This is a genomic window from Allobacillus salarius (genome assembly GCF_007559425.1).
GTDB classification, from domain to species: Bacteria; Bacillota; Bacilli; order Bacillales; family Alkalibacillaceae; genus Allobacillus; species Allobacillus salarius.
Genome location: NZ_VMHE01000004.1, coordinates 130,071 through 145,802 on the forward strand (window position 1 = coordinate 130,071; position 15,732 = coordinate 145,802).

Consider the following 15,732-nt stretch of genomic DNA (forward strand, 5'->3'; position numbering starts at 1 on the left):
AAAATGCTGCCCTATTCACAATAGGAGCAGCATTTTATTTTATCCATTCACTGGATAATTCACTTTTTTCAATCGTGGATTTGGTTGATACTTTCTTCCTTGTTTCGCTTCATGTTTTCCGTCTAACATGACATTGTCACCGGTAAATCCAATATTTACTTTCAATAAATTATTACCGACTCCATACATATCAACTGGAACTTCTGCTTCTTCAAAACGTTTAATTTTTTCTTTATTGAATCCACCGCTCGCCATGATTTTTACATGATGATAACCTTCATCATCCAACGCATTCCGTAAAGCAAATATAAGTTCCTTATTTACACCGCGCGGATCAAATGGACCCATTAAATGTTGATTTCTAAAGAAGTATTTATCGACCATATTGCTTGAAGTATCTAACCGGACACCCGATAATTCATCACCGAAATGACGTGCAACTTTTAAGGCATCGGTAATGACGTCATTATTATAATCGACTAACGCAACGAGATCGTCATCAGGAAATGTTTCACGATATGCTTCACACGCACGAACTAAATCACCAGAAAACATCTGAATTAATGCGTGAGGCATTGTTCCCATACCTTCTTTGCCCCACCATTCATTCATCGCATGTGTCGCTTGAGCTGTGGACCCACCGATATACGCAGCATAACCGTCACCCGGTTGCTGTGTAAAATGATCATCACGATCTCCCATGAAAATGACGTCTTTTTTCTTTCCACTAGATTTCGCAGCACTCACAACTTCATACACATTCGTTGCAACGGAAGTTCTTCGTCCGAGCACCCCATCAATTAATCCTTCAAGATAACCAAAATCTTGATACCTTCCTTTGATGGTTAGTACACTCTCATATGGTTCAATTTTATCGCCATCTTCCAAGGCGTGAATTTCTAAGTCTTGCGGATTTTTAGCAAAGTTATGAATTAAAGCAATGGCTTCATCCGTCCCACAAAGGACTGCATGTTTCTTTTGGAAATATTGCATGACAACTTCGCTTCCATTCATATACTTTTCAGCAATTTTTGTCGTTTTTAAGAAGTAAACAGCGGAAAACCAACCTTCTCCGATTCGTTCATCGAATTTAAATGTTTTATTGGTTAAGCGCGCAATTTTCCCTTGTTGCTTCAAACCGAATTCCTTCATCCGTATACTCCTTCTTTCCTTGATTGAGTCCATGAATACAATCATCATAACGATAAATTGCATGTACTTCAACTTCGTTTCTAAATAGAAAAGCCTCTAGTATATCTCATTGTTGGTTATAAGGTTTTTTCCTTATCCTCTTATTGGAAAAACGCCTCTCCAACAGTTCGTTCATCATCCAAAACAAGAATACCTTTCTCTTGGCTGGCATTTAGTAAATTCAATTCTTTTGCAGAGCAAATCATGCCATGTGAATCTACGCCTCGCAGCTGTGAAGGAACAATTTTCATCCCGTTTGGCATGATTGCCCCTGGTAAAGCGACAACTACTTTCTGTCCTGCATCAACATTTGGTGCACCACATACGATTTGATGTTGTTGATCCCCTACGTTTACTTGGCAGACATTTAACTTCGATGCATCCGGGTGGTCACTCATTTCTTCAACTTTACCGACAATAAATTTCGGCGTGCGATCAACTTCATTTAAGTTATGAGTAAATCCTTCCGATTCAATAACTTGTCCGATTTTTTCAACCAACTCATCCGTTGGCAAAATCGGTTTTGTTTCTGGAATGTCGAGGTGCTTTGAAGCATGAAAAATATTGTAGCCTACGACTTCGCCTGAGTCTTTTTCTTTAATTTCCGTGACGTCCCCCGATGAAACGGATGTGATTTCTGTATTTCTTTGATCCAATGTAACGATCAGGACGTCTCCAATTCCTTGTTGATTATAGATGATTTGCATGTTGTTCTACTCCTTATCTCCTTTTGGTTTCTTTTGCGCTAAAATGAAAATAGGCTCCAATTTCTTGTCTTCATATAAGAATGGCAAGGAAGTAATCGGGATTTGTCCTTCAGCAAAGAATTGCATCATCATTTGAGCTAAAATATCGTATCCCATCTCATTGTGGATGTCTGCAAAAAGCAAAACATCTTGATGTGGCACGCCGACAGCCAACTCGCCGCTCGTGTTCGCGCGCATTTCTTCCAGTAACGCTTCATTTAAAATTCGACTTGCGTCATATCCATCTTTAGAAGACAAGAAATAAAATGTATTTCCTGCCACGTCATCTTGCTTCATTTCGGTCGATAATTTTCGTACGTTAAATGAAGCAATCTCTTTCACGCGCTGTTCTTCCCAGTTTTCTCGCTCGAGCATATTTTCATCGATTAATTTATATGATTTTCCTAAATCAAGCGCGTAGTAAATTCTTGTCTCAGCAGTATGATCTGTATAAATCAGCTTCTCCCCTGCTTTTGACTCTTTCGGGAAAGAACCTGAACGAATGACAGGAAAGATTTGATTTTCTTTTCCTTCTAACTGTTGCTCTTCACTCATGATTCGCAATGCTTCTCGAATATGAGCTTCAATCTCATCCAACGCTTTCTCTTTCCGGTTTTCCCATTTCGAGATCAATCCTGGAAGGGAGATTGTAACTCCTTGCTCCGTATCTTTCCATTCGATTCGAAATGTATCTTTATCTCGATCAAAATGAGTTTGCCAATGTTCTTCTGAAAAACGCTCGCGAAGTTTGCGTTTCATTTCGATGCTCGTCATACTCATTTGGTTAGCCTCCTTCGTCAGTTCCTTCCCTATCATATAATATACTGGTGAAAGACGATAACGTTTTGTTTAATCTAACTTATATCTAGCTTTAAATCACCTGGAGAGATATAGCCTTTTTTACGCATCCATTCAAACATCACAAGACTTAAGATAGCAGGGATGAACAAATAAAACACCAACATCATCACGAATGTTTCCGTTTGATAACCCATCGTATCTAAAGTCATGATCGGACCAACAAGCCCACTTGTCCCCATACCTGCTCCATATGCGTTATTTTCTAACTGTAACCATACCGTTGCAACTGGACCTAAAATTAGACCAGTCACTGTCGGTGGCAATAATAGAATAGGTTTTCTCACTATGTTTCCGATTTGGAGCATCGATGTACCTAATCCTTGAGAGACCAAACCACCAAATCCATTTTCTCGAAAGCTTCCGACGGCAAAACCGACCATTTGTGAAACACACCCAATCGTTGCAGCACCTGCGGCCAATCCTTCTAAATCAAGCATAATCGCAATGGCTACACTCGAAATTGGTGCCGTCAATGCTAACCCCATTAAGGCTGCAATAATCGCTCCCATCAAAAATGGTTGTAAATCTGTGGCCCAGACAATAATTTCTCCAAAACCAATGAGTGCAGAGGAAATGTAAGGACCGACAAACGAACCCATTAAATAACCAACTAAGATCGTGAAAAAAGGTGTCACGACAATATCAATTTTCGTTTCACCACTAACGAGTTTACCTAACTCAATCGCAACTAATGCTGCAATGAAACTGCCAGCTGGACCGCCTTCCATCGCGCCATAGGCTCCAGCAAAAAGTGCACTATACAAAACTAAAGAGGGAGCACGTAAGCCATGTGCAATGGCGACACCTACAGCCCCACCATAAACAATTGGTTGGATGGTAAAATCACCAATAGTACTGAAAAAAGCCGGTATATTTGGGACTTCATCACCTAACGTCTTAAAAATTACCCCTATAATTAATGAAGCAAATAATCCTGATGCCATGTAGCTTAACGCTTTAATGGCGTAATTTTGAAAAGATGGTTCTATGCCTTTCTTTTTCAAAAATGATTTCACGATTTCTCCCCTTCGTTACTATGTCTTATTATTTTTCTTCAATTGAACGAATTATTTCAATCATCCGTTTTGATTCATTTGATAAATGATCTAAGTCGGTCATCGTTGTCATTTTAATACCGCCGATACCAACAGATAATTCATATTCATTCTCTTCACGTTTCTGAATGAGTATATAGGAAAAAGCATCCGTTGATTCGATTGTACTTAAATAAACCTCATCCTCTTCTGGTAACTGATTATATAAGTATTTACTATTTGGTTCCTCAAACTCGTTAATGAAAAGTACATAAGGCTGGTCATCTTCTTGGAAAATCACATTCGTTGGACCCTGTTCGATGATGCTCATATCTTCAGGTTTATACAACGAGAAGTTTTCCAATTCTTTATTGGGCTCTTTAACCTGATCGGCTAGAACCGCTTCTTTTACTTTACTTTTTGCATCGCTATATGCCTCCTCTTCAGAGGGCGAACATGCAGCTACCATCAGTAAACTCAATACAACAACCATCCATAATAACTTTTTATCGATCATTCTAGGTTCCTCCGTAAAAATGTAGTATGTAAGTTGACATCTTGCTGTAAACCATCCAATATAAATATAAAAAGGATTGGAGGAATACTTATGACACTATCTGTATATTTAGCCGGCCAAATCCATGATGATTGGCGCAAACAATTAAAAAGCAAAGCCATCGAAAAGAATCTACAAATCGAATTCACAGGTCCACAAGAAGAACACGATTTGTCCGATGACATCGGTGCAAAAGTTCTTGGTGAGCAACCGAACAAAGTTGTTCATGACGATGCCGCTTCAGGAATCAATAACTTCCGTACGGAAATTATGCTTAAAAATGCTGACGCCGTCATTGCTCTTTTCGGTGATTCCTATAAGCAATGGAACACAGCGATGGACGCAGGCATTGCGATCGGTTTAGGTAAACCATTAATCCTCATTCGTCCTGACAACTTGGTTCATCCACTGAAAGAACTTTCCAATAAAGCTCATGTCACTGTGGAAACAATTGACCAAGCGATTCAGGTTCTTGAATATTATTATAAATAACATTTGATAGACTTATTTACAATGCTCTTTAGTCGCTCCTGACATACCCTGCTTTTCAGGGGCGGCTCATTGAGCTCCCCGTATATGCGCACATTAGGAACTCAACTAAGCCCTTTTTCTATCAGTGATGTACTCGGAACACTCAGTCTGCTAATTTCCCCTACAAAGCTGGATACATCTTTCCTACAGAAACTCATTTTTGTTTAATTCATTTTTAACCATTTTGGCGGATCGTATCAATTGTCGTTTGGTCGACAGATTTAATTAGTTTTACTAAAAGCTCTCGTGCAGCCTGATAATCTTCAATATGAACAATCGATGAGCTTGTATGGATATAACGTGAGCAAATCCCAATTACCGCAGATGGTACACCGTCATTCGACGTATGCACACGTCCTGCGTCTGTCCCGCCTTGTGAAATAAAGTACTGATATGGAATATCATTTGATTCTGCTGTATCCAAGACAAATTCGCGCATTCCTCGATGTGTAACCATCGTTCGATCAAAAATCCGAAGTAATGCCCCTTTTCCTAATTGGCCGAATTCCTTGTCGTCTCCAGACATATCATTCGCAGGTGATGCGTCCAATGCAAAGAAAATATCTGGGTTAATCATGTTGGCTGCAACTTGTGCACCGCGTAAACCGACTTCCTCTTGTACAGTTGCACCTGAATAAAGCTGATGGTTTAACGTTTCTCCTTGTAGCTCCTTTAATAGCTCAATCGACAAACCACAACCATAACGGTTATCCCATGCTTTTGCCATGATCTTTTTCTCATTTGCCATCGGTGTAAACGGGCAAACCGGTACAACCGCCTGACCTGGCTTCACACCAATCTTTTTAGCATCCGCTTCATCATCTGCACCAATGTCAATCATCATGTTTTTTATTTCCATTGGCTTGCTACGCTGTTCAGGTGTTAGATTATGCGGCGGAATGGATCCAATGACACCTGGAATTGGACCGTTGTCTGTCATGATTTCGACTCGTTGTGCAAGCATGACTTGGTTCCACCAACCACCTAATGGTTGAAAGCGAAGCATTCCGTTTTTCGTTATTTGTGTCACCATGAAGCCAACTTCATCCATGTGACCGGCAACCATTACTCGCGGTCCTTCTCCTTTGCGAACACCGAACACGCCGCCAAGTCGGTCTTGAACAATTTCATCCGAATATTTCTCCAGTTCTTGTCGCATGAAACTTCGTACATCATGTTCGAATCCTGGTGGTCCTGCAAGTTCGGTCAATGTTTTAAATAAATCTTTCGTTTCTTGTTCCATATGTACACCCCCATTTATATTTTTACCCACTGTTCATTTTAACGGAAAATACACTTTCTTTCCATTCTTCTTGCACTTTCCTTGCCAACAGTTTAATTTTTATGAAAGAACATATATAATAAGTGGTAGATTCTATACAAGACGGATGGAGTGAATAACATGAAATGGTATAAACTTGTAGCTCCAGCAGCGGTCGGTTTGATTGCAGGAGCTGTCATCGGTAAAAAAGTTAAAGATCAATGGTTAATCCCTGAAGTTGCTTTGAACCGAGTCAAAGAAATGTACAAAGAAGATGGACCGATTAGTGGTTCTTGGATTATGATGCAAAAAGAACCTTTTGAAAAAGATGGAGAAACGTATACCGTTTATCGTGGTGGAATATCAAGAAACATTGATGGCGTCACTTCACAGTATCAATTTAAAGTGAATGCTAAAAACGGAGAGATTTTGTCCACTGGGCAAGTTAATTAATAAGCAAAAGGAAAAGAGGTGCATATCGCACCTCTTTTATATTGGGAAATTATTTATATTCATACCGTTCTCTTTTTAGTTCTTCTACAATTTTTCGATCTTCATCAAACTTAATCGCCCGATAATAGGCATCATGATAAAATGTGAACCAATAATTTGATGGGATAGCTTCTTCTTGTAAGTCCTTTTTCGCATGGACACTCGTTACCGGATAATCATCATATGCTAATACCCACAGTGGATTTTGATGGGCATGTGTCGGCATAATATCGGCCATATGATAAAATCCTTCATCACCATCACGAAACTTAATCACAGCGTGACCATCACTATGACCACCTGTGTGATGCATCGTTAACCCAGGAACAATCTCAACTTCTTCTTTAAACGTTTTCACTTGGTCTTGAATAGGTTCCCAGTTTTCTTTCCAGTACGTATTCTTCGAGCGCATATTCGGGTGACGCATTTCATGCCATTCCGTTTCAGTTGTATAAATTGTTGCGTTCGGAAATGCTGAAACAAGCGTATCTCCCTCATGCTTTGACAATCCACAAGCATGGTCAAAGTGAAGATGGGTCATCAAAATCGTATCAATATCCTCTGGCTTCAATCCTTTTTCAGCTAAAGATTCCTCAACAGACGACTCTTCTAATAGGCCAAAATTTCTCTTTTGTTTATCTGTGAATTTATCTTTACCTAAACCTGATTCAATCAAAATTTTACGATCATCTACCTCAAGAAGAATTACATCCGACCGTAATTCAATTTGATTTTTTTCATTCACTGGATACATTTTTGACCAAAGTGGCTTTGGGACAACACCAAACATCGCACCACCGTCAAGATGTGTCACACCACCATTTAACCATGTCAATGTCGCTCTTCCTACAGTTAACTGTTCCATCTCTGGATTCACTCCCTATTTATGATTACTAATGATACAACGATAAATTGGCTGACCTTTATTCGTAAATTTCTCTTCATATTCTGTCATGACATTAGTAGGGTCTTCTGTTGCATGCAAATCCAAGGTGACTTCTTCTAACCGTAAGCCAAACTGCGAAAAACTGACTAGCGAATATTCAAACAGATGCTGGTTATCAGTCTTCATAACAATCTTTCCGTCCGCCTTCAAAATCTGTTGATACTGCGACAAAAATGATTGATGCGTCAGTCGTCTTTTTTCATGACGGTTCTTCGGCCATGGATCTGAAAAATTGAGATAAATCGTATCTAATTCATTTTCTTCAAAAATATCACTTAACTGATCGGCATTTTCATGAAGTAATCGAACATTTTCAACCTCTGCTTCTTTAACTCGATCAATGGCTGACACGACGACGTTCTTCTGAACTTCCATTCCGATAAAATTAATTTCTGGATTTTTTGCCCCCATACCTTGAATAAATCCACCACGTCCACTACCAATTTCTAAGTGTACAGGTCGATTTGTATGTGAAAATGCTTGTTTCCATTTTCCTTTGTTTTGAGAAGGCTCGAGGACTACGATACCATCATGTTGTTTAATATAATCTTCTGCCCAGGGCTTATTTCGAACTCTCATCTCTTTCACCTCAACTGCTATCTTATCATTATGCTTTCGAAAGAGAAAGATAATTTGGTAGATTTCGTTGGGTGGTCACTGGTGATAAACGCTGGATGACTGTCGATACAGCGATTCTAACTGACGATAAACGCTCGCCCACTGTCGATAAGCTAAAATAAAAAATGTCTACAAGTTCAATAGACTCGTAGACATTTTAATATTTTCGATAGATAAATTGCTGTTCCTGTAAAAATTGTATCCACTGATTAACTTTCTCTGTTTCTTTGCGATCAATGTGCCAAAGGATATATGAAATCGTTTGGGCAACTAAGTACCAGTTCATGCGCGCCAACAAATCATTGGTTTCTTCCAAACCATAAAGCTTTAGCCATTCACTCCACTGATCTCTAGGAACATACACCCATAAAAACATGCTCAAGTCGAGTGCAGGATCAGCGATGATTGCTTGGTCCCAATCAATTAAGTAAAGGTGGTCGTCTTCCCCTTTAAGCCAATTTTCATGGAACATGTCCGAATGACAAACAACTTTCTTTTCATTGTCAATTTCTTGCGCGTAACGAGATAAATATCTCGTTGCTTGAGAGATGGATTCATTCTCCAACATGTCATGTTTTTTACATTTATTTAGTAATTGAATTAAGTAAGCTGAAGGACTTACCGGCTTTTTTCCCATTCGCATAAATAAATCTAGTATTTCACTCGAATGGTGGATCTTGCTCAATAGGCCTACGACTTCTTCATTTTGCATTTCCGGACGAGTGAGCTCGCGACCTTCCATCCACTTTTGTGCTGTTATAACATCACCGTTTGACAATCTCTTTGTCCACATGAGTTTTGGCACAATTCCTTCTGCGGACAAAATTGCGATAAACGGATTTGAATTTCGTTTCAAAAACAGCTTATTATTCTCTTTTTCGGCAATAAAGGCCTCGCCTGATGTTCCTCCTGCAGGAGAAATCAACCAGTCAGAACCGAGAATTTGTTCCATCATTTCACCACTTTTCGTCCTTCAATCTATGTGTCTATTAAAAATTGAAAAAGTCCAGAGACACCCATGATCCCCCGACCTAAAAACTTCGTCATAAGTTGTCGATTTATTTTCATCTGCCTAATTAGATTAACGCATTATCGACAATCATTTCAAGGGATAATTGAAACTTTATTTTCTTTTTATGAGCCTTGAACGGTCCTCTTTTTCGATTAAACACCGATAGCACCGCCCTGTAACGCCATCTGCTTGATAGGATAATTCTTTACTTGAATTAATTTCGATCCGTGAACCTGTCAGTTCTTCTACTTCTTTAAATCTCGTATGTTTTCCGACAAAAATCGATAGAAACAAAAACAGTAATTTGATTTTAGAAATATTATGTACAACCGTTATAGAGAAATGTTGTTGATTGTTCTTTGCTTTTGGCGCGATTTTCATGCCACCACCGAAATACGGATGATTACTTAAAGTGATTAACCAAACATTTTTGAAATAGTGGGATTTTCCATCAATCTTTGCTTCAAACGTCTTTGGTTGAAAGGTAATTAGCGTTGCTAAAATACCAATGATATAAATTAAGAATGATAAGTGCAGTTTATTTAAAAACCGTTTATAACGTGATGCATTTACACGTTCGGTAATTTCTGCATCAAATCCAAAGCCAATAGTTGATGCAAAAAGTTTCAATCTGTTCTTTGCCAATAGATCCGGTCGATAAGTACCAAACCAATATGGCTTTCCTTTCATTCCAGCAAACAATGCATTGAGCTGTCGTTTAGGGTTCAACGATGTTTTCAATCCTCTGGCAAGGTCGTTACCAGAGCCTACTGGAACAAATGCTAAGTGGATATTCGGGTGATCTTTCAGCCCATTTAACACCTCATAAAAAGTGCCATCCCCACCTACGACAATTAGTTGTTTCATTCGCTCATGATGCATCACTGCAATTTGCTCAGCCAGTGAAGTTGCATGTCCTTCATATTTCGTATGAAATGTTTTACAGCGACCTTTCAACTGCGGGTGATCTCTTAAAAACTCTTCAACAATTTTTCGCCCTTTACCTTTACCAGCGGTCGGATTAATTATAAATATATGCATGAATCAGTCTCCCGGTTGCTGCATAAAATCATTATCCGCCTCATCCCACTCTGGCCTGTTAAATGAAGTCGTTTGTGTGTGGGAAAGCAATGCTTCTGCAACTTTTAATTGTTGGTATTTTAATGGTGTTCTCCCAGAACGATGTTTTGTAAACCATTGATCATATACATGCTTATCAATGAAATCTGTGTTTAGATGAGCTTGTAAGGAATGGATAGAAGCATTCTTTGTGATCAATGTTTTTTTGACTGGAAATTGGATGTCATGATAGTCTAATAGACTTTTGACCGTCTTTTCAATCCGATTTAACTGAAGCATCGGATTCAAGATTGTTTGTTCCCTCTCTTCCGTTTTCTTCAACCATCTTCGTTCATCAATTGGTTCATATATGACAGAAGAATCTTCTGCCTCCAAAAAGGAAATACATACAATTTCTAGCGGTGTTATTAACAATATGCCGCCTTCAATCAAAGCTTTTTTAATTAAAAACAATGGTTGATACATCAACAAGTAACTATCTGGGAATCGTTGCAATAAATATTTTAGTTGTTCATTTTCTCGTAGTGAAGCGTCAGGATACGAAATTTCTTTTATCGTTCCGGATGCCCACCGCAGTTGAAAATCCATTAATTGGTCCAAATACCACTGCTTTAATTCTTCTTCTGTTTCAGGCAATTCAACAGTGGGTTTCTGCTCTTCTGGCTCTTCTTTTTGAACCCGAAATTTTCGAAAAAAAGATTTATTTTCAGTGGATTCCACCTCATCAACAACAGACTCTTCCGTTAATTGCTCCTGCCACTGCTCTTTCAACCGGTTGTATCGATCATTTTTTAATCGAATGAATTGGCCCGGATAATGAAACATATCTGTTTCATAGCGTGATATATGATCTTGTAGCTTAATTAATTGCCCCATCTTCTTCATCCCATGTTTTATTTACTATGTTTAAATTTGGATAAACAGCCACCGGTTCATAGCTCTTGTTTTGTCCTCGTTTGACGGTATACAAAATCAATTGATTGACTGGAAAATCAATCGACTTTTCCATATCAAGCTTTTCGGTTAAACGGTCAGCAGAAAAATATTTCTTATCTTTTAGCCACTTTTTAGCTAATGTAATATGCGGTCTGTACGGACGACGCTCGACGTCAAAGCCAAGCGACACCATCTCATGCTCAACGACTTTCTGTAACGCGAGCAGCGACTCAGTAGGTGCTATATCAGCATACATAACACGTGGTTGGTCTTCTTTTCCGAAAAAGTTCACTCCGGTAATATGTAACATGAGGTCATGAGGGATTGATATGTTCGCCAATCGCTCTTTTACTTGCCACAATTGTTCGTTACTGACACTCCCTAAAAACTTGAGCGTAATATGAAAATCCTCAGGGTTTAACCATTTCCGATAGTTCACAAACGGTGAAAGGATCTCCTGCCATTTCTCTAACTGTTCTTCTACAAGCGTTGAAACAGGAAATCCAATAAAATAATGGGGGTCTTCTGGCAACATTCGTCACTCTCTTTCAATTTTTATTAGAATTTTAAGATTATTCTACTACAAACTCCGACAAAAATCATCTTTATTTAACTTCTCAGTAAATCTAGTTCTTCTTCAGATAACTCGCGGTAGGCGCCTGGTGTTAACGACGTATCAAGCTCCAACCCTTTCATTGACCTTCGATGTAGGTGTAACACTTTCTTGCCTACAGCAAGGAACATTCGTTTAATTTGGTGAAATTTCCCTTCAATGACAGAAACCTCAATATAAGAACGCTCATGAAAGGAACGAATAATTGATAGCTTTGCAGGTTTCGTCACATAACCATCATCAAGAGTTACACCTTGTTCAAATGCCTTCACGTCATCTTCGGTCACTTTACCGAGAATATCAGCCTCATACACTTTTTCAGCATGATAATTCGGTGAAGTTAGTTGATGGGCTAATTGCCCGTCATTCGTTAACAGCAATAAGCCCGTTGTATTTTTATCTAGCCGACCGACCGGAAATAAGTTATACGGTTTGAACTCATCACCAATCAAATCAGTCACGCATTTTTCTTTCACATCTTCTGTAGCAGAAATCACACCTGCTGGCTTATTCAACATTAAATAGACATACTTTTGGTAGTGAACTGCCTTGCCACCAACGACTAAATCAGCTGTATACGGATCGACATGTGTAGCAAGATCTTTGACAGGCTTACCATCCAGTAAAACCTGGCCCTTTTTGGCTAACTTTTTCACATCTTTTCGAGATCCAAAACCTTGATTCGCCAGCAACTTATCCAAACGCATCATACATTCTCCTAAACGAAAAATTTCGAGAAACGCTTAACTTTCGGACCGAGCAAACGCTCAAGCAACGTTGTTTTATAGGCCATCCAGAAATAGGCATAGATTCCGATTACGACAGACACAAGAAGCTGGGTGACATGCTTCAACTTCGTAGCTTCTGGCCCGAAGACTAAACCAGTCGCATAATTTACGAGCAATACAATCAGTCCCATGATGGCACTTAAAATGACAATGAGCAAAATTTTCTTAAACAGCTTTTTCTGATCAAATTGGGTAACTCGTTGGATTTTCCATAAGTTCAAACTACTAGCTGCAAGTGCCGCCAATATGGTCGCAAACACTGCACCTTTTGGTCCAAGCCAAATGATCATCGGTGCGTTGGCACTTCCTTTGATTACTAAACCTGTTAACAAGCTGATGACGGTAAAGTTTTGACGATTAATCCCTTGTAAAATGGATGCCGTTACCGTAAACAAGCCGAAAAACAAAGCTGCTGGTGCATAATACGCAAGTAATGGTGCAGCAAAGTTCTGAGCCGCTTCTGGCGAATAAAATGTACCGAAAAGTGGTTCGGCCAATACTATAATGCCGACAACTGCAGGAAAAATGAATAGGAAAACAGTCAAGACGGTTTGCTGTAAATATTTGTGATACGAGTTGGCATCATTTTGTGTAAACGCCTGTGTAACTGCGGGCAAGGAAGCCAAAGCAAGACCGGTTGCAATGGTAATCGGTATAACGACAATTTTGTGCCCAGTGAGAGAGATTACTGATAAAAATTGTTCCGAAACATCGCCTAGACCTGCTACCGCCATTGCCCGGTTAAACGTAAGCGTATCAATTAATTGATAAAGTGGGATTGCGACACCTACTAATACAAATGGACCGGCGTACGATAATAACTCCAATATCATTTTCTTTTTCGAAATGGACGGTTCAAACGGTGCATTTTCCAACTCACGATCAATCAGTGGTTTTCGTTTTCGATAAAACCAGACCAATACAATGCTTGAAGCAATCGCACCGATCAACGCAGAGAAAGTCGCCATTCCGACGGCTGTTGTCATCGAGCCATTCATAACCTTGATAACAATATATGTGGCACCTAAAAGGAAAATGATTCGTGCAATTTGCTCCACTACGACAGATACCGCTGTTGGTCCCATCGAGTTATGACCTTGAAAATATCCACGTGTTATACTCATGGCAGGGATGACCAACAAAGCAAAACTGACCATTTGAATGACGAAAGCAACATCATCCTGTGAATTCGCAAACCCTTCATTTGGTATAATGATTCCCGCTAACCAATCTGCACTTAAAAACATGAGCGCAAACGCAAAAAAACCAGTCCCAATCATAATGGTGAGACCTGTTCGATACATCGCTTCTTTTGTGGCATAATCGCCAAGCGCGTGATACTTCGATACAAATTTCGACATCGCAAGAGGAATTCCCATCGTCGATATACTGATAAAAATCATGTATGGTATGTATCCGTATTGAAATAATACCGCCCCGATGTCACCGACGAGCATATAAAAAGGGATCACGTATATGACTCCCAGAATTTTCGACAAAAAATTGGCACTCGTTAACATCATGGTGCCCCGTAATATATTTGGTTTCGACATAATTTCACCTACAAATTATTGTTCATTGTAACAGTTTTATTTTATCATACTATTTAAGATAACATTACAAAAAGAAAGGCTTGAACCAATTTGACATACGATGTCGTCGTCATTGGGGGTGGCCCATCTGGATTGATGGCAGCCCATACCGCTGCGAAAAATGGCGCAAATACCCTAATTATTGAAAAAGGAAGCAAACTCGGAAGAAAACTGGCCATCAGTGGCGGCGGTCGCTGTAACGTGACGAATGTGCTTCCTGATAAAGAACTCATCGACCACATACCCGGAAATGGACGCTTTTTATACAGTGCATTTTCGATTTTCGACAATCAAGCCATCATCGACTTTTTTGAAAACCTTGGTGTCGCATTGAAAGAAGAAGATAAAGGACGCATGTTTCCTGTCAGTGATTCCGCCCAAACAGTCGTGCAAACGTTATTGCGTGAATTGGATCGTCACGATGTAGAGAAACGATTGAACACACGCGTCGAAGCGATTCATTATGGAAATGAGCTCCACGAGATTATTTTACCAGGAAAAGAAAAAGTAGCAACGAAATCTGTCATTATTGCAGCCGGCGGAAAATCTGTTCCAAAGACCGGAAGTGAAGGTGATGGTTATGCATGGGCCAAAACAGCCGGACATACGATTACCGAATTGTATCCGACAGAAGTTCCGATGACTTCTAGGGAACCGTTTATCCTCAATCGTACTTTACAAGGTATTTCATTGAGAGATGTTGCTATCACTGCCTTAAAGCCAAATGGAAAGCCAATTAAAACACATCGTTGGGACCTTCTTTTTACCCACCAAGGCATCTCTGGACCAGCAGCTTTACGGCTAAGTCAGTTTGTTGTTAAAGCCTTGAAGAATTTCGAGGTTGATGAATTGGTTGTTGAAATTGATAGTTTCCCTGATGAACATGAAAACCAACTTGTCGATCGACTAACTAAAATGGCGAAAGAATCACCAAACAAAGCTGTCAAATCTGTTTGGAAACCGTTATTACAAGAACGATTTTTAATATTTATTTTAGAGCGTATTAGCTTAAATCCTGATACGACTTATCACCATCTGGAAAAGAAAAAAGTTATCGAATTAGCGCAAGAACTGAAGCATTTCCAGGTAAAAGTGAACGGGACCCTTTCCATCGAAAAAGCATTCATCACCGGTGGCGGCGTTTCGTTAAAAGAAATTGTTCCGAATCAAATGGCTTCGAAATTTATGGACGGGCTTTATTTTTGCGGAGAAATCTTGGATATTCACGGATACACAGGTGGATTTAACATAACCGCAGCCTTCTCAACCGGCCATGTTGCAGGGATGAATGCTGCGGAACATGCGCTAAGTCGTTGATATGTGTTACCGATGACTGAATGGACTGATGGATACGTGATAAGTGCATCGAGACGAGCTCTCGATGACATATTGGACTGATGAATACACGAAAAGTGCATCGAGACGGGCTCTCGATGACAAAATGGGCTGATGGATACGTGATAAGTGCATCGAGA

At 39.5% G+C, this 15,732-nt stretch carries 17 protein-coding genes; 3 read left to right on the forward strand and 14 right to left on the reverse strand.

The features are described from left to right. Window positions 1-39: 39 nt before the first annotated feature. The 5 genes from FPQ13_RS04505 to FPQ13_RS04525 form a co-directional block, all read right to left on the reverse strand. Complete coding sequence (locus tag FPQ13_RS04505; RefSeq protein ID WP_144088132.1) at window positions 40-1,152, reverse strand: nicotinate phosphoribosyltransferase; 1,113 nt, start codon at window positions 1,150-1,152, stop codon at window positions 40-42. Between the two features lie 140 nt (window positions 1,153-1,292). Further along, window positions 1,293-1,898 (reverse strand): YtpR family tRNA-binding protein, encoded by a 606-nt coding sequence (gene ytpR, locus FPQ13_RS04510; RefSeq protein WP_144088133.1) that lies wholly within the window; start codon window positions 1,896-1,898, stop codon window positions 1,293-1,295. A 6-nt stretch (window positions 1,899-1,904) separates the two neighbouring features. Beyond that, complete coding sequence (locus FPQ13_RS04515) at window positions 1,905-2,717, reverse strand: DUF1444 domain-containing protein (protein WP_144088134.1); 813 nt, start codon at window positions 2,715-2,717, stop codon at window positions 1,905-1,907. A gap of 74 nt (window positions 2,718-2,791) precedes the next feature. Further along, window positions 2,792-3,814 (reverse strand): PTS sugar transporter subunit IIC, encoded by a 1,023-nt coding sequence (locus FPQ13_RS04520; RefSeq protein WP_144088135.1) that lies wholly within the window; start codon window positions 3,812-3,814, stop codon window positions 2,792-2,794. 28 nt (window positions 3,815-3,842) lie between these two features. After that, complete coding sequence (locus FPQ13_RS04525; protein WP_144088136.1) at window positions 3,843-4,349, reverse strand: hypothetical protein; 507 nt, start codon at window positions 4,347-4,349, stop codon at window positions 3,843-3,845. A 90-nt stretch (window positions 4,350-4,439) separates the two neighbouring features. On the opposite strand from FPQ13_RS04525, the gene FPQ13_RS04530 reads away from it, so the two are divergent. Beyond that, window positions 4,440-4,880, forward strand: coding sequence for a YtoQ family protein (locus tag FPQ13_RS04530; RefSeq protein ID WP_144088137.1), 441 nt, complete (start codon window positions 4,440-4,442; stop codon window positions 4,878-4,880). 214 nt (window positions 4,881-5,094) lie between these two features. Here FPQ13_RS04530 and FPQ13_RS04535 read toward each other — a convergent pair whose 3' ends face one another. Further along, window positions 5,095-6,162, reverse strand: coding sequence for a M42 family metallopeptidase (locus FPQ13_RS04535; RefSeq protein ID WP_144088138.1), 1,068 nt, complete (start codon window positions 6,160-6,162; stop codon window positions 5,095-5,097). 159 nt (window positions 6,163-6,321) lie between these two features. Here FPQ13_RS04535 and FPQ13_RS04540 point away from each other — a divergent pair, with 159 nt between their 5' ends. Next, window positions 6,322-6,633 carry a PepSY domain-containing protein gene (locus FPQ13_RS04540; protein WP_144088139.1) on the forward strand — a complete coding sequence of 104 codons (312 nt, stop codon included), beginning with the start codon at window positions 6,322-6,324 and terminating at the stop codon, window positions 6,631-6,633. 49 nt (window positions 6,634-6,682) lie between these two features. On the opposite strand, the gene FPQ13_RS04545 is transcribed toward FPQ13_RS04540, so the two are convergent. The 8 genes from FPQ13_RS04545 to FPQ13_RS04580 form a co-directional block, all read right to left on the reverse strand. Next, window positions 6,683-7,537: a YtnP family quorum-quenching lactonase gene (locus FPQ13_RS04545; protein ID WP_144088140.1), complete on the reverse strand. Its 855-nt coding sequence runs from the start codon at window positions 7,535-7,537 to the stop codon at window positions 6,683-6,685. A gap of 15 nt (window positions 7,538-7,552) precedes the next feature. Beyond that, window positions 7,553-8,197 (reverse strand): tRNA (guanosine(46)-N7)-methyltransferase TrmB, encoded by a 645-nt coding sequence (gene trmB / locus FPQ13_RS04550; RefSeq protein WP_144088141.1) that lies wholly within the window; start codon window positions 8,195-8,197, stop codon window positions 7,553-7,555. Between the two features lie 196 nt (window positions 8,198-8,393). Continuing rightward, complete coding sequence (locus FPQ13_RS04555; RefSeq protein ID WP_144088142.1) at window positions 8,394-9,188, reverse strand: phosphotransferase family protein; 795 nt, start codon at window positions 9,186-9,188, stop codon at window positions 8,394-8,396. 171 nt (window positions 9,189-9,359) lie between these two features. Beyond that, complete coding sequence (locus tag FPQ13_RS04560) at window positions 9,360-10,289, reverse strand: diacylglycerol/lipid kinase family protein (protein ID WP_144088143.1); 930 nt, start codon at window positions 10,287-10,289, stop codon at window positions 9,360-9,362. A gap of 3 nt (window positions 10,290-10,292) precedes the next feature. After that, window positions 10,293-11,204: an NERD domain-containing protein gene (locus FPQ13_RS04565; RefSeq protein WP_144088144.1), complete on the reverse strand. Its 912-nt coding sequence runs from the start codon at window positions 11,202-11,204 to the stop codon at window positions 10,293-10,295. After that, window positions 11,188-11,799 (reverse strand): RNA 2',3'-cyclic phosphodiesterase, encoded by a 612-nt coding sequence (thpR, locus tag FPQ13_RS04570; protein ID WP_144088145.1) that lies wholly within the window; start codon window positions 11,797-11,799, stop codon window positions 11,188-11,190. Before thpR ends, FPQ13_RS04565 begins: the two co-directional genes overlap by 17 nt. A gap of 74 nt (window positions 11,800-11,873) precedes the next feature. After that, window positions 11,874-12,587: a pseudouridine synthase gene (locus FPQ13_RS04575; protein WP_144088146.1), complete on the reverse strand. Its 714-nt coding sequence runs from the start codon at window positions 12,585-12,587 to the stop codon at window positions 11,874-11,876. Window positions 12,588-12,595: 8 nt separating this feature from the next. After that, on the reverse strand, window positions 12,596-14,218 hold the full coding sequence (locus FPQ13_RS04580) for a putative polysaccharide biosynthesis protein (protein WP_144088147.1): 1,623 nt from the start codon (window positions 14,216-14,218) through the stop codon (window positions 12,596-12,598). Between the two features lie 90 nt (window positions 14,219-14,308). On the opposite strand from FPQ13_RS04580, the gene FPQ13_RS04585 reads away from it, so the two are divergent. Further along, on the forward strand, window positions 14,309-15,574 hold the full coding sequence (locus FPQ13_RS04585) for a BaiN/RdsA family NAD(P)/FAD-dependent oxidoreductase (RefSeq protein ID WP_144088148.1): 1,266 nt from the start codon (window positions 14,309-14,311) through the stop codon (window positions 15,572-15,574). The last annotated feature ends 158 nt before the right edge of the window (window positions 15,575-15,732 follow it).